The 21,441-nt window shown below is 39.2% G+C and carries 17 protein-coding genes; 11 read left to right on the top strand and 6 right to left on the bottom strand.

The window, feature by feature from the left end:
- Positions 1-22: 22 nt before the first annotated feature.
- From JTI58_RS17350 to JTI58_RS17385, 8 genes are all read left to right on the top strand, one after another.
- A complete protein-coding gene (locus tag JTI58_RS17350) occupies positions 23-3,634 on the top strand; it encodes a dynamin family protein (protein ID WP_205442546.1) in 3,612 nt (1,203 codons plus the stop codon).
- Between the two features lie 10 nt (positions 3,635-3,644).
- Positions 3,645-4,454, top strand: a complete 810-nt coding sequence (locus JTI58_RS17355; protein ID WP_205442547.1) for a sulfurtransferase — start codon at positions 3,645-3,647, stop codon at positions 4,452-4,454.
- A gap of 453 nt (positions 4,455-4,907) precedes the next feature.
- On the top strand, positions 4,908-5,414 hold the full coding sequence (locus JTI58_RS17360; RefSeq protein WP_205447376.1) for a sigma-70 family RNA polymerase sigma factor: 507 nt from the start codon (positions 4,908-4,910) through the stop codon (positions 5,412-5,414).
- Positions 5,411-6,529, top strand: a complete 1,119-nt coding sequence (locus tag JTI58_RS24910; protein ID WP_243456098.1) for a hypothetical protein — start codon at positions 5,411-5,413, stop codon at positions 6,527-6,529. The genes JTI58_RS17360 and JTI58_RS24910 overlap by 4 nt, the downstream gene beginning before the upstream one ends.
- Positions 6,522-7,076, top strand: a complete 555-nt coding sequence (locus tag JTI58_RS17370; RefSeq protein WP_205442548.1) for a hypothetical protein — start codon at positions 6,522-6,524, stop codon at positions 7,074-7,076. Before JTI58_RS24910 ends, JTI58_RS17370 begins: the two co-directional genes overlap by 8 nt.
- A 54-nt stretch (positions 7,077-7,130) precedes the next feature.
- Positions 7,131-7,961 (top strand): MBL fold metallo-hydrolase, encoded by an 831-nt coding sequence (locus JTI58_RS17375; protein WP_205442550.1) that lies wholly within the window; start codon positions 7,131-7,133, stop codon positions 7,959-7,961.
- A gap of 403 nt (positions 7,962-8,364) precedes the next feature.
- On the top strand, positions 8,365-9,567 hold the full coding sequence (locus tag JTI58_RS17380; RefSeq protein WP_205442551.1) for an NAD(P)-dependent malic enzyme: 1,203 nt from the start codon (positions 8,365-8,367) through the stop codon (positions 9,565-9,567).
- 237 nt (positions 9,568-9,804) lie between these two features.
- Entirely contained in the window at positions 9,805-11,553 is a 1,749-nt protein-coding gene (locus tag JTI58_RS17385; RefSeq protein WP_205442552.1) for a methyl-accepting chemotaxis protein, read from the top strand.
- 86 nt (positions 11,554-11,639) lie between these two features.
- On the opposite strand, the gene JTI58_RS17390 is transcribed toward JTI58_RS17385, so the two are convergent.
- The 3 genes from JTI58_RS17390 to gdhA form a co-directional block, all read right to left on the bottom strand.
- Entirely contained in the window at positions 11,640-12,293 is a 654-nt protein-coding gene (locus JTI58_RS17390) for a Yip1 family protein (RefSeq protein WP_205442553.1), read from the bottom strand.
- A gap of 146 nt (positions 12,294-12,439) precedes the next feature.
- Positions 12,440-13,126, bottom strand: a complete 687-nt coding sequence (locus tag JTI58_RS17395; protein WP_205442554.1) for a phosphoribosylaminoimidazolesuccinocarboxamide synthase — start codon at positions 13,124-13,126, stop codon at positions 12,440-12,442.
- 215 nt (positions 13,127-13,341) lie between these two features.
- The gene (gdhA, locus tag JTI58_RS17400; RefSeq protein ID WP_205442555.1) at positions 13,342-14,715 is read right to left on the bottom strand and encodes an NADP-specific glutamate dehydrogenase; all 1,374 of its coding nucleotides are present in this window, start codon (positions 14,713-14,715) and stop codon (positions 13,342-13,344) included.
- Positions 14,716-14,890: 175 nt separating this feature from the next.
- Between gdhA and JTI58_RS17405 the strand changes: the two genes are divergently transcribed.
- Positions 14,891-15,364: a YaiI/YqxD family protein gene (locus JTI58_RS17405; RefSeq protein ID WP_089935008.1), complete on the top strand. Its 474-nt coding sequence runs from the start codon at positions 14,891-14,893 to the stop codon at positions 15,362-15,364.
- A complete protein-coding gene (locus JTI58_RS17410; protein ID WP_205442556.1) occupies positions 15,354-16,682 on the top strand; it encodes a D-serine ammonia-lyase in 1,329 nt (442 codons plus the stop codon). Before JTI58_RS17405 ends, JTI58_RS17410 begins: the two co-directional genes overlap by 11 nt.
- 759 nt (positions 16,683-17,441) lie before the next feature.
- On the opposite strand, the gene JTI58_RS17415 is transcribed toward JTI58_RS17410, so the two are convergent.
- The gene (locus JTI58_RS17415; protein WP_205442557.1) at positions 17,442-18,611 is read right to left on the bottom strand and encodes a pyridoxal-phosphate-dependent aminotransferase family protein; all 1,170 of its coding nucleotides are present in this window, start codon (positions 18,609-18,611) and stop codon (positions 17,442-17,444) included.
- A 142-nt stretch (positions 18,612-18,753) separates the two neighbouring features.
- Here JTI58_RS17415 and JTI58_RS17420 point away from each other — a divergent pair, with 142 nt between their 5' ends.
- The gene (locus JTI58_RS17420) at positions 18,754-19,809 is read left to right on the top strand and encodes a DUF1835 domain-containing protein (protein ID WP_205442558.1); all 1,056 of its coding nucleotides are present in this window, start codon (positions 18,754-18,756) and stop codon (positions 19,807-19,809) included.
- A gap of 28 nt (positions 19,810-19,837) precedes the next feature.
- On the opposite strand, the gene JTI58_RS17425 is transcribed toward JTI58_RS17420, so the two are convergent.
- Entirely contained in the window at positions 19,838-20,335 is a 498-nt protein-coding gene (locus JTI58_RS17425) for a hypothetical protein (RefSeq protein WP_205442560.1), read from the bottom strand.
- A gap of 352 nt (positions 20,336-20,687) precedes the next feature.
- The gene (locus JTI58_RS17430) at positions 20,688-21,314 is read right to left on the bottom strand and encodes a nitroreductase family protein (RefSeq protein WP_205442561.1); all 627 of its coding nucleotides are present in this window, start codon (positions 21,312-21,314) and stop codon (positions 20,688-20,690) included.
- Positions 21,315-21,441: the final 127 nt, after the last annotated feature.

The following is a 21,441-nucleotide window of genomic DNA, read 5'->3' on the forward strand; positions in this document are numbered from 1 at the left end:
TGAAAAAGGGGTTACTGGTTTCATGAAAGATTTTGAACAACAATTGGAGGGGCTATTAAAGCAAGCCTCTTTGCAATACATAATTTATCAGCATAATGGTGATACAGAGCGCATGGATAAAACATCATTTTTTGCTCGAAAAATTCAGCAAAAAGAGTATGTGATTGGCTTTGCAGGCCATTTCTCTGCAGGGAAGTCCAGTATGATTAATGCGCTGTCTGGTGAAAATCTACTGGCATCTAGTCCTATTCCAACAAGTGCGAACATCGTAAAAGTTCATAAATCAGAGGAAGACTATGCGATTGTTTATATGCACAATGAAAAGCCTGTAAAATTTGAGGCTGGCTATGATTTTAAAACAGTAAAAGAGCTAAGTAAAAATGGGGATTTGGTGTCACAAATTGAGATTGGACACAGTGCCTCTACACTACCACTAGGTGTCACTGTAATGGATACGCCAGGGGTAGATTCCACAGATGATGCACACCGCATGTCAACGGAATCAGCATTACATATTGCCGATATCGTATTTTATACAATGGACTACAACCATGTGCAGTCGGAATTAAATTTCCAATTCACAAAGCAATTAATGAAATATAATCCAAATATTTATTTAATTGTCAACATGATTGATAAGCATAAAGATAATGAATTGAGCTTCGAAGAATTTAAAGCAACTGTTCATCAATCCTTTGCAGCATGGGGTGTTGTACCGAAAGGTGTTTTCTTTACTTCATTAAGAGAGCCTGAGCATCCACATAATGATTTTGAGGCAGTAAAGAAAATTGTGATGGACAGTATGAATGATTGGCAGGAGCAGCTTGTACAAACAGCTACGAATACATTGCGTTTATTGCAAAGCGAGCATGACAATTATTTAATGGAAGAAAGACAGGATCGTTTGGCAATTGATGAAGAAATTTTAAGTGCGGATGACTGGGCACACCATCAAGATATTTTAGAGCAATACAATAAATTAAATCGTCAGGTTGAATTATTCTCAGTAGAAGCTTGGAACGAAACGTTTGAGGAGCAACGTAAGGAGCTACTCGCGAATGCTGCAATTATGCCAGCTGATTTACGCGATCGCTTACGCCTTTATTTAGAAAGCATGCAGGAAGGTTTTAAAGTTGGGGGGCTCTTTACTGCAAAGAAAAAAACAGAGGAAGAGCGAAACCGACGTAAAGAAGATGCGTATCATGCCTATCAAAATGTGATCCATGCACAAATCACGGGGCATTTAAAAGGTCTTATGAAAAAGGCATTGAAGGACGTTGGGGCATTAAATGAGGAACGTGCCGCAGCCATTGATGCCTATGTATTTGACTTACCTTTTTCATTGATTGAGCAGCAAGTTCAAACAGGCGCTATTTTAACAGGTGATGCGGTGTTAAACTTCGCTAACCGTATCGCAGAAGCAACAAAGCGCTACTTCATTCAGGAGACAGATAGCTGGAAAAATGCGCAAGCGACAACTCTTGAAGCTGTTGCAACAGAAACTGCCGCACCATCAAAATTAAAAATGGCGGGTATGCAGGACAAAGTAGATGCCATTAATGCGGTCCTTGAAATTGAAGGCTATCAGCAATATAGTGCAAGTACTATGCATCAAGCGAGCAATGAAATTCGTACAGTTGCCAATCAACAGCTTACAAATTGGGAACAATCATTTAAACAAGATTTAGCAGAAATTCGCTTGTTTGATGAGTCCATGCTGAAGCCAAAAGAGCAAGTCATTGAACAAGAAGAAACTCAGCAAGCTATTAGTGCAACGACTCTACCAATCGATGGTGTGATTAACCGTGCACTGCATACTGCCAATGCAGTCAAAGAGGTTCAAGGCTTTGCCGAAGTTGCCCAATACCTTGAAAATAAAGTAGAACGTTTACAGAAAAAGGATTTTACGATTGCTTTGTTTGGCGCATTTAGTGCGGGGAAATCATCCTTCTCAAATGCTTTAATGGGAGCGAAGGTATTACCTGTATCACCAAACCCAACAACTGCAGCCATCAATAAAATTCGTCCCGTTACACCTGAGCACCCTCATGAAACAGCGGATGTACAGCTTAAAACTGCCGAGCAAATGCTAGAGGACATTCAAGGCTCCTATGCGGCAATTGGCTTGTCTGTGTCTTCATTAGAGGAAGCCTATAATCGTGCTGATGAAGGGCTAGCAGTTCAGTTAACGGACGAACGATTAAATATTCATAAATCATTTATTCGTGCCTATAAGGAAGGCTATCCAACCTTTAAATCGGAGTTTGGTTCTATCCTTCGCGTAGACCGTGAAGAGTTTGAAAAATTTGTAGCACAAGAAAATAAATCTTGCTTTGTTGACAATATCGACTTCTATTATGATAGTCCATTAACACGTATGGGCGTGACACTTGTTGACACACCAGGAGCAGATTCGATTAATGCTCGTCATACAGGTGTAGCATTTGAATATATTCGTAATGCAGATGCCATCCTATTTATTACGTACTATAACCATGCTTTTGCCAAAGCGGACCGCGAGTTTTTAATTCAGCTTGGTCGTGTAAAGGATGCTTTTGAGCTAGATAAAATGTTCTTTATTGTCAATGCGATTGATTTGGCAACAACGGATGAAGAACAGGAAGATGTAAAAGGGTATGTACGCTCAGAGTTACAACGCTTTGGCATCCGTTTCCCACGACTATATGGGGTATCCAGTCTGTTAGCGTTGCAAGAAAAGGTAGAAGGTGCCGATTTAACATCAGGTATGCCACCGTTTGAAAATGACTTCCATACATTCTTAAATGATGAATTGAGTGCATTAGCAGTTCAAGCTCTTGCAGAGGAAGTTGATAAAACAGAGCAACGTTTGGCAGATTTAATCGCACAAACAGAGGAAAACTTAAAACGTAAAGATGAGCGACTAGAGGAATTAACAACACTTGAACAACATATTCAATCGAAGTTCAGTGTACTGAATACGAGCATGTTAGAGAGTGAAACAAAACAAGAGCTTGATGAGCTATTGTATTATGTTCTCCAACGTGTTTATTATCGTTATCCTGAGTTCTTTAAGGAAGGCTACAATCCTTCTACATTTGCTGCAATGCCAGCACAACAAGCGTTGGAGCATGCATTGAAAGAAGTGATGCAAAGCTTACGTTTTGATTTTACACAAGAAATGCGTGTAACAAACTTCCGTTTATCGCAGTTCATTAGCAAGAAAATGCAGCATCGCTTTAAAGATGAAGTACGCGAATTGAAAGAGTTAAATCGAAGCTTCTCATTCCTAGCCTTTGAATCTTCTGAGCCAAATTTACTTGATTTTGAAGGTCCATTTGGTGAGATTTCGAAATATGCGAGCGTAAAATCTCATTTCCGCAATCAAAAAGCTTTCTTTGAAAAGAATGAAAAAGTGAAGCTGAGCGAGGCATTAGAAACATTGACAAAACCAGATGCACAAGATTATTTAGATGCACAGAAAGTTTCCCTTATGACATGGGCGATTACGTTTATTGCAGAGGAAGCCGAAAAATTACGTTTGTATATTTATCATCAAGCGCTTGAGCAAATTGACACAGAAAGATTAGCATTACAAGAAGAGAGCCGTTTAGCTTCTTGGAAAGCGATTTACGCACAATTACAATACGCATGAGGTGATTCCTATGGGAGAAGTATTCAAATCAGTGGATGAAATTCAATTTGAAGGCGTCCGTTTCATCGATGCTCGTTTCGATCTTCAGGACAAAGAGGCAGGCAAAAAAGCATTCGAGGAAGGCCATGCAACTGGTGCTGTTTATATTGATTTAGAACAACAGTTATCAGATATGGACAGCAAAGACGGTCGTCACCCGATGCCAAGCAAAGAAAAATTGACTTCTGTTTTTCAAGAATTAGGATTACGCTATGAAGATCAAATTGTTGTCTACGACCAAGGAGCAGCCCCATTTGCTCCACGCGCCTGGTGGATGCTGACATATGCTGGTTTCCCAAATGTAGTGATTGTTAACGGAGGTGCACCCGCACTAGAGGCGAAAATGCCGTTTACCAAGGATATTATTAAATATCCACCAACCATCATTGAGTTTGCTTGGAAGGATGAGCTTTATGCACCACGCCAAGCTGTAAAAGCCATTGTAGATGGAGAAGTGAAAGCCACTTTACTCGATGCACGTGCTGCTGAAAGGTACCGAGGAGAAGTAGAGCCATTGGATAAAGTAGCAGGCCATATTCCAACTGCGAAAAACTTTGACTGGGAGCAATTGAAGTCAGATGGTCAACTAAAGGCAAACGATGCATTACGTCAAAAAGTGGCACCTACTGAACCAGTTGTAGTTTACTGTGGAAGCGGCGTAACCGCCTCTCCACTTTATGCTGTGTTAGCAGATGAAGGCTATGAAAACATTCAATTATATGTAGGCAGCTTCAGCGATTGGATTACAGCATATGACGTGGAAAAAGGCACAAACGAATAAAAAGAAACGCTCACTTCGGTGGGCGTTTTTTTATATGTAGTGTGGTGGATAGCCCGTTTAAAGTAGAGGATAGGATGCATTGTAGTGGATAGGGTGTGAAAAGTGGAGGATAAAAAGCTTAGAGTGACGGATAGAAATGAAAAAGTGAAGGATAGCCCGTTTAAAGTAGCGGATAGGATGCATTGTAGTGGATAGAGCGTGAAAAGTAGAGGATAAAACGCTTAGAGTGACGGATAAAAATGAAAAAGTGGAGGATAGCCCACTCAAAGTGAAGGATAGATTCAAAGAAGCGGATAACCCGCTCAAAGAATAGGACAGAATCCATCAAAGTGGAGACAGAGCATACTCAAATCGAGGGTAGTGATACATAGTATTAGGAAATTTTTGATTAGTAAAGCTAAATGGCGTAGTTTTAGCGTCTAATAGGTAAAGGGAGGTGAGCGGGTGCAGGAAATGCTTGTTGAACGAGCTAAAAAGGGTGATGCGGAGGCGTTCGCACAGTTGTTTTCACAGTATGAAATGGATCTATATAAAATGGCTTTTATCTATGTGGGCAATGAGGCAGATGCACTCGATGTCGTACAGGAAGTCGCTTACCGTAGCTTTAAATACATACATTCTCTTCAAAATTCATCCTATTTGAAAACATGGTTAGTAAGGATTGTCATAAACTGTGCAACAAATTTGCTAAAAAAGCGTGAACCGCTTGTCGATTATGAACCGGAGTCAGAACTAGGGGAAGAGCCGCATGAGGAGCTTCCTGAGAGGTGGGCGCTGGAAGATGTGATGACACGGCTGACAAAGGCGGAAAAGGATGTTATTTTGCTGAGATTCTATCAGGATTATACATTGCCTCAAGTGGCTCAGGTATTGCAGCTGAAATTAGGGACGACGAAAACCATTTTGTATCGTGCATTAAAAAAATTAAAGCAGGCACTGGAACAGGAGGGGCAAGGGTGAACGATCTAAAAAAGCAGATGGATCAAATAGACATTCCAAAATCGTTGCATCAGCGTAGTCTACAAGGTATTGAACAAGCAAAAAAAGAGCAGCACAAGTCTAAGAGCTGGGTGCCCAAAATTTTGACTGCTGCTGTAACACTTGCAGCAGGTGGATTTGTGGCATTAATGGTGGGTGAACACCACCTAGATAATGAGCGGGCAAGTGCGCTAATGTCACAAGTAGAAAATTTATCCCCTCCTATGTACTGGATATTTGCTATTTTATGCATATTTATCACACTATACATCTCTAGGAAAAAGCTTCAGGTTGGCGCTGATCAGAAAAAGACGATTGGTGTTGCTGTCGTTTTGATTCTAATGATCGGTAATAGTACGCTTTTTTTACAACATCAATTAATAAAACCAATCGTGGTACCTACTGTAATCGAGGGTACGAATAACTTACAGAATGCTTTAGAGATACGGTATATTACGAATAAAGATGACCGTCGATATGTGGAATACTTGCAGGCAGAAGATGTGCAATTACCAATTGTATACTACCAAACGGAGCAAGAAAACCTAGTGAATGGCTTTTATTATCCATTGGATACGTCTCAAGATTTACGCTATCAAAATATTCGTTTAGCTTTTTTTCAACTTGATTTAAACACTCTGGAAAAAGTGATGGCAAGCAAAAATGTTTATCTTGTATTAAGTGACGGGATGAAATTGCCTGCTCCAATTCGTTTTACGAGGGAACCATCCATTTATGAAAATCAGGTCATGAATAATAGTTTTAGTCAGTCACAACATGATGCTGAGCAAATCATTTCATTTACCCTTCAACAGGATGCTGTTTTTGATGCATTTTACGTTCCACCTACATTAGAGGATAAAATACTATTGAAAGAATGGAGATTAAATGATCAGCGCTACACGGCAAGTGATTTTCCTTTTTCAGTGACGAAAGGTCAACGCTTGGAGATGACAATTCAATTTAAGGAAGCACCTTTAGACATCAATACGTCCATCGGTTTCAGTGGCCCAGATGGTTATTTAACTATGAGATTATATTCGCAAACGAATTTTACGACGAATTTGGTGAAAAAGGTGCGTGAAAACGATGAGTGAATCTAAACAGCAGATAAAACTTCTACAATGGCTTGCAGTGGCGCTCTTCTTTCAATTTATCTATTTAAATATTTTTAAATACGCTAATCTTCTACAAGATATTCTTGTTTATGGGGCCTATTTAAAAAGTCTCTCATTTTATAAAGAAAAGACACCAATCAAAACATATATGGCTTGCGCTATGATTCTTACCTTAATGAGTACTTTCATTTTTTCACATCTTTTCTTCTATTGGAGTACGGTTTTAATTCAAGGACTTGATTTGCTAATTATAATGGAATTTGGAAAAATTTTATTGAGCATTGAACAAAAACATCATGCACAGGGCCCAACTACAAGAGTGATGAAAAAATATATAGCGATTGCCTTTGCAGTCATTATTAGTTGGACGCTGTTAATGAATGTTACAGGTGATTGGCAGATGGGATTATTTTTCCTAGGCGCATTGCTTTTATTGGCCGTAAATATACGTTTGTTTTTTCATGTGTTAGCACTTCGTAAACATGTAAAGAGCAAATCCTTTGTTGTTACCTACTTGCAAAAATGACTCACCATTCATTTTATGCTACACTTTTTGTACAAGGGGCAAAGGGGGAGAAGGATGTTTAAACGAGAGAAAAGTATAGAGATTCTGCAGCATCGGGGTGTACAATGTGCGCACGGGAAAGTTGCGGTTCAGGGGATTGGCATGAGTGTGTACAGCTTTTTTGTGGATGGGTTACTGATTGATACAGGCTCCTACTCACTGTCGCAGGAATTTCAATCCTTTTTTAACGATATACGGATAGAGCAATTGGCATTAACGCATTGTCATGAGGATCATGCAGGAAATGCAGCGTGGATTCAACGTCAAAAGAATGTACCGATTTATATTCATCGTGATTCAGTCAATCTCTGTGCTGAGGATGGGGACTATCCACTTTATCGTCAGGCATTGTGGGGGGAACGACCAGCGTTTGTTGCCCAACCATTTGGTGATACATTACAAACGAATTCAGCCATATGGGATGTTATTGAAACACCTGGACATACTGCAGATCATCTTTCTTTTTATAATCGAGAAACAGGCGCTATGTTTACAGGAGATTTGTTTATCCAGCCAAAGACGAAGGTTGTGCTTGATGAAGAAAATATTGTCCATACCTTGGCGTCTTTGAGGAAAATAGTCCACTATGATTTCGATGTCGTCTATTGCTGTCATGCAGGCTTTATAGAGGATGGTCGAACGAAAATACAAGAAAAAATTGCTTATTTGGAAGATATGGAGGGAAAAGTGAAGCAATTGTTTATGCAAGGTTATTCTGTTGAAGAAATCACCAAAACAATTTTTCCTCGTGATTATCCGATTACAAAAGTTTCAGGAGAACAATGGTCTTCCAAGCATATTATCACGGCTTTTCTTAATCATTTTACCAAAGAGTCCTTTATATAAGGGCTCTTTTTTGGTTTGTTAAGAGTTTCACAAATACTTTTATCTGCATAACAAAAAACTTTGTGAAAAAATGTGGATAAATTGTGACGAAGTCAGTCAGGACAATGGATGCGCTTACATAAGTTTGTGAAAAAATTCTCATTTACATAAGAAAAATACTATGTGAAAAGTTGAACAGGCAAAATGGCTCTATTTGTACATTTTACAATGTGTCAAGAATTGTATTAATTATCTCAAAATAATTGATTGTGAAATGTTTAATTTGACAGAAAAATGTATTAAAAGTCAATAAAAATCGAATTTTTGAAGGTAAAAATAAATTGACAGAAAATTCGTTGACTATATTTTCACAAAGTATTATGATTCTGAAATACAATAAAAAAAGGGAAAAGGATGGGATAAAATGGACGTAATGAAAAAGGCATTAGAAATGCATGCACACTATAGCGGAAAACTTGAGGTGAGCTCAAAGGTACCGGTACAAGATTCCTATGATCTTAGTTTGGCGTATTCACCGGGGGTAGCAGCGCCATGTGTGGAAATTGAGAAAAATCCTTCGCTTGTGTATGACTATACAATGAAGGGCAATATGGTAGCTGTTGTGTCGGATGGGACAGCGGTTTTAGGGTTAGGAGATATCGGACCGAAAGCGGCATTACCTGTAATGGAAGGGAAGGCGATTTTACTAAAGCGTTTTGCCAATGTTGATGCTTTTCCAATATGCTTAGATACGAAAAATACGGATGAAATCGTCAGCATTGTGAAGGCGCTTGCCCCGACATTTGGTGCGGTAAACTTAGAGGATATTTCAGCACCAAGATGCTTTGAAATTGAAGATCGCCTACGTCAAGAATGTGATATTCCAGTTTTTCATGACGATCAACATGGAACAGCGATTGTTGTAGGCGCAGCGATGATTAATGCCAATCGTATTGTGCAAAAGGATGTAGCAACAATGAAGGTTGTAATTAACGGTGCTGGTGCTGCAGGTATTGCAATTTTACGCATTCTTGTGCAAATGGGCTATAAAAATATTTATATGTGCGATACAAAAGGTATCATTTATGAGGGACGTACAGAGGGGATGAATCCGATTAAAGAAGCGGTTGCTCATTTGACAAATCCAGAGAAGCTTCATGGTACGCTGGAGGATGCACTAACAGGTGCGGATGTCTTTATTGGTGTTTCTGTTGCCAACCTATTAACAGAGGCACATATTGCATCCATGAATGAAAATCCAGTTGTTTTTGCCTTAGCCAATCCAAATCCTGAAATTACGTATGAAAATGCCAAAGCATGGGGTGTACGTGTTATGGGAACGGGCCGTTCAGATTATCCAAATCAGATTAATAATGTTCTCGCATTCCCTGGTATTTTCCGTGGAGCGTTAGATGTGCGTGCAACAGATATCAATGAATCGATGAAGCTAGCCGCTGTTGAAGCGATTGCCTCTCTGGTGAGTGACAAGGAGCTAAAGGAAGAATATATTGTGCCTAAATCTTTGGATGAGCGCGTTGTGGCAATCGTCTCACGCGCAGTAAGTGGGGCAGCTGTAGAATCTGGCGTATCCGAGCTATTCCAGCAAAGTACAGCACTATCTGTCTAAAAAATAATACCTCCTTGAAAGTAAAGCGGATCGAGAAAAGTTATAGGCTTTTCTCGATTTGTCTTTTTTTTATGGCGAATTTGTTCGAAAGTTGTTGTTGTTTGTATTTTTATGTAATAAGATTAATAGGAATTATGTAATGTTTGATATTTTAAATTTGGAATAATTAATCCTTATTTTTGTCTTTTTATTGCAAAGCTCAGGCCTAAAGTTTATATAAAAAGAGGTGTTGGGCACATGAAATCATTATTTCAATTTCGATCCATTAAGGCGAAACTGATTGCTTTCTCTTTGCTACTTTTGTTGATTCCCCTTATAATACTTGGGTTTTCAAGCTATCAACAAAGTAAAGCAAATTTAGAGACAGTAGGAAAAGAAAATTTACGAAACAGTGTTGAAATGACCATTGCCATGATTGAACAATTCAATCAACAGGTAGAGGCAGGTAATCTATCCTTAGAGGAAGCGCAAGAAAAAGTAAAGATTGCGATTTTAGGTGAGAAGGATAGCGAAGGGAAGCGACCAATTAATAAGGATATTAAGCTTGGTGATAATGGCTATATATTTGTCGTTGACCAAAAAGGAAACTCCATTGCACACCCTAACATCGAAGGCTCTAATGTCTGGGATGAACAAGATGACAGCGGGTTTAAGTATATGCAGGAAATCATTGCTGTTGGGAATGACGGCGGTGGTTTTGTAAGCTATAAATGGGCATTACCCAATTCAAACCAACTAGAAGAAAAGGGTGTGTATACCGAAACGGATCCTTATTGGGGTTGGGTCATTGGCGCAAGTACCTATTTAATTGATTTCAATAAACCAGCAGAAAGTATTTTAAAATTAACAATCCTTGTGATTGCTATTGCCGTTATTGTGGGGATATTTGTGATTTGGCAATATGCAAGTAGTATGGCGAAACCGATTAACCGTGTGGCTCATGCTATGGAGCTTTTTGCACAAGGGGATTTATCTCAAGAAAGCATATCCATCCGATCAAAGGATGAAATAGGCAAGTTAGCAACTGCAATGAATCAAATGCAATTGAAATTAAAGGATATGATTCATAATATTGCACAAGCTTCTGATCTGATTAATACTTCTAGTAAAGAACTGACACAATCTGCCAATGAAGTAAACAAGGGAGCGGAGCAAGTGGCGATTACGATGCATGAATTAGCATCAGGTGCAGAAGGACAAGCCCATCATTCGAATGAATTAACGTCTCTAATGGAACGCTTTACTGTTGATTTGCAAGAGACGAATCAACATGGTGCGCATATTCATCAATCTTCTTTGGAAGTATTAACGTTAACAAAAGAAGGCGATCAATTAATGACATCCTCCAATTCTCAAATGGTGAAGATTGATAGCATGGTGCAAAATGCAGTACAGAAAGTGAAAAATTTAGACGCCCAAGCACAGGAAATTTCAAAATTGGTTGTTGTCATTAAAGATATAGCAGATCAAACTAACCTGCTAGCTTTGAATGCTGCAATTGAAGCGGCTAGAGCTGGTGAGCAGGGTAAAGGATTTGCAGTGGTAGCAGATGAAGTACGCAAGCTGGCAGAACAAGTGGCATTTTCAGTTAACGACATTACATCGATTGTGACGAACATTCAGCAAGATTTTGCTGTCGTAACAACTTCTTTAGAGGATGGTTATCAAGAGGTCAAAGAAGGAACAAATCAAATAAAAGCTACTAGCGAAACGTTTAATACGATTAGTCATTCCGTCAATGATGTAGTGGAAAGTGTTAAATTAATTTCAATAAATTTATCAAAGGTAACAGAGGATGGCAATAAAATGAACAATTCTATTCAAGAAATTGCTGCTGTAGCGGAGGAATCTGCTGCTGGTGTCGAGCAGACAACGGCTACTACGGAAGAGACAAGTAGCTCTATGGAGGATATGGCAGGACAATCTGCGCAATTATCCGAATTAGCTTTACAATTGAAAGGGTTAATAGCCCAATTTAAACTGTAGAAAAAATCTCCCGCTCTTTGATATACTACACCCTCAATGATCAGATAGATAATTGAGGGTGTAGTTCATTTCAGAGGGGAGATTTTTTAGACCATGCCAACGCCAATAATACCGATGAGTATGACAAAGAAAAGAACAAATAAGACGATGAATATAATAATGGCTGGAATAAAGATGGTGAAGAAAGCCATCCAGTTCGAAATCTGGTGTGCTTCAGCAACTACACCAACGGAAATAACAAAAGACCAGATTGTAATAACGATGTTTACTAAAATAGTTAGCCAAAAAATCCACGGCAACGTACCCATGAAATTCGGATCCAATAATGAATCTGGTGCAGTCATTAACCAAATAATATAAAGAGGAACCAGTACAATATATGGAACGGCTGTTAAGGTTAATCCTTTAAATAAGTCCGAGTATGTTCCAGTACCTTTAAATAATTTCCCGAATAGCCATGAGATGAGTGCAGAAATAGCTGTTCCAATCATACCTGCGATAGGAGCAAAAACGACACATAATAAGACTAAAAGCCATGGAGAAAAATCAGGAAATAATTCCGAATCAATTAACCCAGACATAAGGGAGCCAATATAACCAATAGACAAAACCAAAATAGCAAAGCCAATAGATTTTTCATCAATCATATAACGAGTCGTTTGCTTTGGATGCAGCCAAACCGATAAAAATGGATTTAGTTTTGACCTCTCTTCTTTCGATGTCTCATTCAAGTTTTCCATCAAACTACCTCCAAAATAATAGAATAATTGCTTGTTACATATAGTTAATATACGAGTGAAGGAAGGAAAAGTTTCGTGGAAAATAAAAATAAGCTCGCACATAAAAAAAGAGTCGTAATTGTCGACTCTTTTTAAGAATGATTCTATTATTCAGCTAACATAATTTTTTCAAGTTCTAACGGTTCGATATATTGCTCACCTTTGTAAGCACGCATATTACCCCCTGAAATTTCATCGATTAATAAAATTTCATTCGTTTTCGCATCACGGCCAAATTCTAATTTAATGTCATAAAGCGTTAAGCCCTTTTTAGCCAGCTCTGCCGCTACGAATTTGGAAATTTCAATTGTACGTTGTTTTAAAATGGCATATTCTTCATGAGTTAACAGGTTTAACATCGCTAAAGCATCTTCAGAAATTGGAGGATCTAAACGATCATCATCTTTAATTGTTACTTCTACAAAGGAGTCTAAGTCTTGTCCTTCCTTTACATAGGCACCATAGCGGCGTAGGAATGAACCAACTGCCTTGAAGCGGCAAATAACCTCTAAACCTTTCCCGAAAACTGTTGCCGGTTTTACTGTCATCGTTGCATCTTCAAAGTTAGCATCTACAAAGTGTGTAGGAACACCTTGTTCGTTTAATTTTGCGTAAAAATAAGAAGTTAAGCGTAAACCAGCTAAGCCAGCACCATCGATCGTTAAACCAACAGTATTTGCACCTGGGTCAAACACGCCGTTTTCTCCCGTAACATCGTCTTTAAATTTTAATAAATAATGGCCGTCTTCTAATTTGAACACATTTTTTGTTTTACCTGTATACAATAATTCCACAAAAAAACCTCCAATATTTCATAGTACTCTAAAATTATAACACGAATGTTTTAAATATTTAATAATAAAAATGTTCGTTTTAAGCGTTTATTTATATGTTTTATAACGAAATTGTAAATAAAAATAAAGGTGATAACGAATGTTCGTTACCACCTTGATTGAAATTAAGAATATTCCGAATTCAAATCCTGGGAAACAATGAAAATAGAATGTTATTAATAGACACCTTCAGTAAGCATTCCATCTGCTACTTTGATAAAGCCAGCGATGTTTGCACCAACTACTAGGTTTCCTGGGAAACCATATTTTTCTGCTGCTGCTTTGCTGTCTGTATAAATATTTTTCATAATTTGATGAAGTTTCGCATCTACTTCTTCAAATGACCAAAATACGCGGCTAGAATCTTGTGCCATTTCAAGAGCAGATACCGCAACTCCACCAGCATTTGCTGCTTTCGCTGGACCAAATAAAACGCCTGCATCTAGGAATTCATTAATTGCTTCAAGGTCTGATGGCATATTCGCACCTTCACCGATTGCTTTCACACCATTCGAAATTAATGTACGAGCTGACTCACCGTTAATTTCATTTTGCGTAGCACATGGTAGGGCAATGTCACAAGGAATTGTCCAAATACCTGTACAACCTTCTGTAAAAGTAGCATTTGGTCGGTAATTAACGTAAGTTGAGATACGGTCACCTTTTACTTCTTTAATTTCTTTGATGGCATCTAAATCTAAGCCCTCTGGGTCATAGATATAGCCTGAAGAGTCTGAGCAAGCAACCACTTTTGCACCATACTGTTGCGCTTTTTCAATGGCATACGTCGATACATTACCAGAACCAGAAACGACCACTGTTTTTCCTTCGAATGAATCGTTTACGTCTTTTAGCATTTCATTAACAAAGTAAACAGTACCGTAACCAGTTGCTTCCTTACGTGCTAAAGAGCCGCCATAGCCAGGAGTCTTACCAGTTAATACGCCTGATTCATTTGCTTTTGTTAAACGTTTATATTGACCCCATAAATAACCCACTTCACGAGCACCTACACCAATATCACCAGCAGGAACATCGACATCAGGACCAATATGACGGTATAATTCAGTCATGAATGCTTGGCAGAAACGCATAATTTCTGAGTCTGATTTACCTTTCGGATCGAAGTTTGAACCACCTTTACCACCACCGATTGGTTGCCCTGTTAAAGCATTTTTAAAGATTTGCTCAAAGCCTAGGAACTTAATGATGGATTCATTTACGGAAGGGTGGAAGCGAAGACCGCCTTTGTAAGGGCCCATGACATTGCTGTATTGCACACGATAGCCACGATTCACTTGTACTTGATTGTTATCATCTTGCCAAGCTACACGGAAAGAAATAATGCGATCGGGCTCCACAATACGAGATAAAATATTGGCCTTAATATATTCAGGATGCTGAGCGAATACAGGTACTAATGAGATAAAAATTTCTTCAGCTGCTTGTAAAAATTCCGCTTGATGACTGTTCTGTTGTTTAAGTTGCTCAAATACGCCATCTACGTATTCTTTTGCTAATTGTTCATTGCTAACAGTTGTGATTGTCATAAATAAAACCCCCATTTAGTTGATAGGTGTATCGTATATCTATTTTTCAAACTATTCAATAAAATACTTTAAGAGTTTGTGAAAAATTGAGCAAGAGAGGTTGTGAGAATGTTATATTGAAATAATTTGGGGTTGAGTTATTCATCTAATTACGAGAAAGGAATGATGCCTTATTGTGAAGGTTCTAATAGACGCTGATGCCTGTCCAGTCGTGGATTTAGCGCTATCTATATCATCTGAGTTTGAGATAGAAACTATCTTGTTTTGCGATACATCCCACCGTGTTGAACGTGATAATGTAATAACAATTATTGTACCCAAAGGTCCAGATTCGGTTGATTTTACGCTAGTGAACGCGCTTTCAAAACACGATATTGTCATTACACAGGATTACGGATTAGCTGCCATGGTTTTAGCACGAGGAGGGTATCCGATTGATCAAAATGGACGAGAGATGTCTGATGAGAACATCGAACGTTTGCTCGATATGCGTCATGTTGGTCAAAAAATTAGAAGGGCAGGAGGACGAACAAAGGGACCTAAAAAAAGAACACAAGAAAACAATATTTCGTTTGAAATGAAATTTCGACAAATTTGTGAACGAGCAATTTTAGCCCATAAAATGGAGGAATCTACAGGTGAAAAATGAACAGAAACACGAACTATTTGAACAATATCCGCAGTTGAAAGATCTAGCAAATAAGGATACTGTATTGTGGGAAAATACAAATTGGGTAAAAAATCCAGAAACAACGCTCTTTACTATGCCCGAAATGGAGGATGCAGAAGCAACATTGCAACGTTTTTCTTCTTATTTAAAAGTAGCATTTCCTGAGCTTTTAGAAAGTGATGGTTTGATTGAGTCCACCATCAAGGAGATTCCTACAATGAAAGGTGCTATTGAACAAGCATATGGTGTGGTAATACCTGGCCAATTGCTTTTAAAATGCGATCATGCTCTACCCATCTCTGGTTCCATCAAGGCACGAGGGGGGATTTACGAGGTATTAAAGCACGCAGAAAGGCTAGCTTTGGCAAGTGGAAGGTTCAAAGAAGAGGATGATTATGCGCTTTTAGCAACAGAGGAGTGGCAGCTGTTCTTCCAGCAATATACGATTGCTGTAGGCTCTACAGGAAATCTAGGTTTAAGTATCGGCATTATGGGCAAGAAGCTCGGCTTTAATGTCGTCGTACATATGTCGAGTGATGCCAAGGAGTGGAAAAAAGCCTTATTGCGAGAAAAAGGAGCCACAGTGATTGAATACGAAGCCGATTACAGTGTAGCCGTTGAACAGGGGCGACAAGAAGCTGAGCAAGATTCAAAATGTCATTTTATTGATGATGAAAATTCAAAGGACTTATTTGCTGGCTATGCTGTAGCCGCAAAGCGCTTAAAAGGACAGCTAGAAAGGACGAATATTAAAGTGGATGAAGCACATCCATTGTTCGTGTATTTACCATGTGGTGTAGGTGGCGGACCAGGTGGTGTTGCCTATGGATTAAAAGAAATTTACGGTGAACATGTGCATATTTTCTTTGCAGAACCTGTCGCCTCTCCTTGTATGACCCTTGGGCTGATGACAGGCTTACATGATGCAATCAGTGTAGAGGATATTGGCCTTGATAATAAAACAGAAGCGGATGGGCTAGCGGTCGGTCGCGCCTCCAAATTTGTAGGGAAAGTGATGGAGACGTATATAAGTGGTTGCTATACGGTGACAGATGAAGAATTATTTACATCCCTAGGGTTAGCCATGGAAAGTGAAGAATTATTTTTAGAACCATCTGCACACGCAGGGATGTTTGGAGCCATGCGCTTACTGCAGCAAGGTCAATCCTATCTAGAAAAGCACGCATTAGTAAACCATCTACCGCAAGCCACACATCTCGTATGGGCAACCGGTGGCGGTATGGTCCCTCCAACAATGCGAGCTGCTTATTTAGCGAAGGCCAAGGGAATTAATTAAAAATGGTAGGATGCTTTGTTTGGATGGCGGCGTGACCTGAGTTATTTTTATTCTGCTTTAGCAGGGGGGGAAAGTGCTCGCGAAGTAGGTTGACCTGTTCAAGTAGGAGTCTCAAGCGCTCACAAAGTGAGGTGACCCGCTCAAGTAGGTGACAGAAGCGCTCAAAAAGTGGTGTGACCCGCTCAAGTAGGTGACAGAAGCGCTCACAAAATGAGGTGACCCGCTCAAATAGGTGACAGAAGCGCTCAAAAAGTGGTGTGACCCGCTCAAACAGGTGACAAAAGTGCTCGAAAAGTGGGTCAGCCCGCTCAAGTAGGTGACAAAAGCGCTCGCGAAGTGAGTCAACTCGCTCAAGCAGGAATCCGAAACGCTCGCGAAGTGTGTAGACCCACTCAAGAAGGGTACCAAGTGTTAGTCAAGAGTGAGAATTCACTTAAGTAGTATGTCGAAGCGCTCGTAAATTGTGTAAACCTGCTCAGACAGGATATAAAAGCGCTCAAAAAGTGAGACGCCCCGCTCAGACAGGAGACAAAAGCGCTCAAAAAGTGAGCCACTCCGCTCAAGTAGGTGTCGAAAGCGCTCAAACAGGGGACAAAAGCGCTCAAAAAATGAGCTACCCCGCTCAAGCAGGTGTCAAAAGCGCTCAAAAAATGAGCCACTCCGCTCAGATAGCGTCTACAAACGCTCACCGCAACTTCAAGATAGCTAAAATCCATTTTAAAAACAGGCGGAGAAAATTCTCCGCCTGTTTTTGCTGTTTTAACGTTGTAGTGCTTTGCGGTGTGCTGCTAAGTATACTTCTTGTGCGGCAAGGACGCCTGCTCCTGGCTCGAAATCATAGGAGAAGTCTTGTAGGGCAGCCTCCAATAGGGAAACGGCTTGTAAAATGTCACTTGGGAAGCAATAGCCCATATGGCCGAATCGGAAAATTTTACCCTGTAGATGACCAAGTCCGCCTGCAAAATCTAAATGATAGTGTTGCTTGAGGTGTGTCAAAAATTCACCAAGATTTATTCCCTGAGGTGTTTTAATTGCTGTAATAGTTGGAGAAGCGTATTGATCCTCAGTTAATAGCTCAATGTGTAATGCTTTCATTGCATTGCGCACCATGTTTTTCATGAGTTCATGGCGGGCAACTGTCTGAGTAAAGCCACCTTCTTGTTCAATAAGCTTGCATACTTCGTGCAATCCATAAATCAGTGTAATTGCTGGGGTATTAGGCGTCATGCCCTTTTCCGCCCAGCTACGATAGCTTTGTAGATTTAAATAATAAGCAGGTGTTTGATTTTCTTCAATAACTTTCCAAGCTCTTTCGCTAACGCTAACGAGGGAGAGTCCAGGTGGAAGCATCATCGCTTTTTGAGAGCCTGTCAAGAGAATATCAATGCCCCAAGCATCCATTTCAGCAGGAGCGCCACCAATACAGCTTACGCCATCTACGATAACGAGGGCATCTGTTTCCTCTTGGATGACCTGTGCTAGTTCAGCGACTGGGTTTAAAATACCTGTAGATGTTTCATTGTACGTAACAAAAACGGCTTTAATATTTTGTAATGGCTGTAAAAAAGCTCGTAGTTCTTCGGCTGTGCAAGCTTGTCCCCATTCTTTTTCCAGCTTATGTACATGGAAGCCATATTGCTCACAGATGGAGACGAAATAGTCACCAAAGGCTCCAACTGTGATGACGACAACCTCTTCACCAGCAGAAACGGTATTAACTGCCGCAGCCTCAAGCGCAGCTGTCCCACCAGATGGTAAAAGCAAGATATCCTGTGTGGTACCAAAAACAGGCTTTACTAATTCAATGGTTTCTCGGTATAATTCTACAAATTCCTGACTACGATGACTAAAAATATCCCGATTCATCGCAAGCTGAACCTTTTTTGGAATCGGCGTTGGCCCTGGATGTCTTAAAATATTTTCATACATATTCATCAATCCCCTTTGTTAGAAATTCAAAATTTTCTAACTATAATAATAGCATATTTATTGTGCTAGCTAACTACTTTTTTGAAAAATGATGGAAGAGATTGTCATTGTGGTACAATTTTTTAAAAAGGAGGTTGTGGGAATGGAAACATCCATGCATTATCCATTTATCTATTTCTTATACGACACAAACCAAGTGCTGGTATATAAAATTCAAGCGCTAGAATATATCACAATCACAGATGTGATGAGGAAGGGGGAATGGCAGGGGTTTGAGCTTCAGCCATCTGAATTATTTACGGCGTTTTATCATGAGCAAAGTACGCCTCAGCAGGGATGGTCTTTTTTTGTGGCACAGGAACAGCTCCATCATTTGGTAGAGATTATTAATGATTATATACAACAGGTCATGACCACGACTTCAGCACAAATGGTACATATCGTTTGCTCGGAATCTGCAGCAGGCTCTTTACGAGTGGCACTTGCTCCACCAAAATATGTTATCGGGTTTCCTGAGGATTTGTCGATCGGGCCATTATGGAAATTAGATGAAAAAAGGGGACAGGCATTCCGTGATAAGTGGCTAAGGGAAAATATTAATGATGGAATGGACGATTTTGTAAATCTAAACAAATTGATGAACACAATCAGAGAGATACAGGATATTCCAAGCAACCTGCCGATTTACATTTGGTATGGGCATAATGCAGAAGAGCAGTGTGGACTACGATTTCTCCTCTATCTATTACGTGATAAAACAAATGAGATTGTTCTCATCGATACGGGCGAACAAGATGCTATAAATCGTCATTGGGATATAGAACTGTATGCAAAAAAGAAGCTGTCTGCGAAGGAGCGTCTGATTTTTCAACAGCAGTGGGAAAGTTTAGCACAGACAAAGGATGTTTGCCGTCTATGGCTACATCAGCAAATTCAAGCAGTGCCAGAGAATGATTATGATAAATTGATTGTGTCAACGCTCAGACAACTTCATGAGGAGCAAGGGGATACCGACTTTATTCACACTGGAACATTCATTTCAGCGCTATTAACAAGAATGGATGCTCCTCCAAATATCTTCTTTTTAGAATATAGAATTCGCTATTTAGTATATAGCGGGGTCTTTGAGTTAAAAGGAATTCCTAAATCAATGCACCATTACTCTGTGAAAATACGTCAAAAAACCTCTTTAGCCTGAGGGCGTAAAGAGGTTTTAAAATAGGGAATTAAGCTACGAAAGGTCTGTTCATACGCATTAAGCCGTAGATAGCAAAGAACAATCCACCTGTTATAACCATTAAGATTGTGTATAGTACAGCCTTACCTGTTTCGCCACACCAGCGGTAGAATAGGCGATACGTGAAATAGAGTGTAAAGCCTGCTGCTCCTAAAGAAGCGAGAATACCGATAAATGGGATAAACGAAACGATGATCAAGCCCGCATAAATAAGCGTATTTTTTAAAGCTGTTGCACGTACTGTTTCTCGAGTATCCCCACCAGCTGTCAACAGGAAGAGACTGTATACATTAATAATGGGAATCCAAGCGATATAAGCTACATCTCCAAAACCATTTGTTTTAGATGTCATAAAATAAATAAGTGCACTAATAATGTAGGCAATTAAACCAATAGCAAGAGCGGCTAGTATAAAGATAAAAAATAAACCACCCATGGCTGCATCTAAATCTGAGTAATAATAAGAATCATTATAGTCATAATTCATCAGAAAAACCTCCCTTCATATGAAAATACCTCCTAATCATACCAATCCTCAAGTGTTTAAGCTACAACGATTTATATGTAATATTTAGTAGAAATCACACAAATGTACTAGAATAAAGTCGGTTGTGTAAGTCTTTAATGATGATTTTTTGCTTAGCTTATGATAAAAATGCAAAAAATATCCTTGAGACCATTATTATGCTAGTTTTCGAGAATCATTTTGCGTTTTATTCATTTCGATAGTTGCTACTTGCAAACCATTACTATCCTATGATGATAGATGCGCAAGACATGCCACAAAAAATAAAAATAGCCATCTTAACTACTTCGTAAGATGACTATTTTCACGTGTATTAAATGAATTTAGCAATATGCGCTAGTTCAATACGGGAAGAATTGTAAGCAGGTGCTGCAGCTTTACCAATCGCAATTAAAATAACTGGGACGATATGATCAGCTAATTCAAAGCGTTGAGCGAAAGCTTCTTTATTAAATCCACCCATTGGCACTGTATCGTAGCCCATGTCTTTTGCTAGCAGCATGATTTGCATGGAAATTAGACCAGCGTCAAATGTAACGATATTTTTTAATACTTCTTGTGGAAGTTGAGAATATAGATTGACCGAGTTATTAATCATTAAATCTTTTGTTGCCTCATTAATATAGCCAAGATCGAAGTTCTTTGTAAAGACAGCTTCCGCATTTTCGTACATTTTTGTATCGCCTAGGACAGCAATAATCGCTGAGGAAGTTTCTACTTGTTCTTGGTTATTGGCAATAGCACGTAGCTCTTTTTTGACCGTCTCATCTTGAATCACTAAAAAGCGCCAAGGCTGTAGGTTACTAGATGATGGAGCAGATGTTGCTTCTACAAGTAATTCTTCTAATTGTTGTTGCGGAATTTTATAGTTTTCATCGTATTTACGAACGGATTTACGCTCATGCATAATTTTATTTAAAGAACTTTTTGTCACTGTCATTATTTTGTCTCCTTCATGATATGATGCGATTTTTACTATACGATAAATAAATTCATTTTCCAAGTAAATTGCTCGAATTAAAGAGTCTTGAATATAGGATTTAAAAGTTACAAAAAAAACATATTTT

The sequence above is a fragment of the Lysinibacillus fusiformis genome, assembly GCF_016925635.1.
In the GTDB taxonomy this organism is placed as follows: Bacteria; Bacillota; Bacilli; order Bacillales_A; family Planococcaceae; genus Lysinibacillus; species Lysinibacillus fusiformis_F.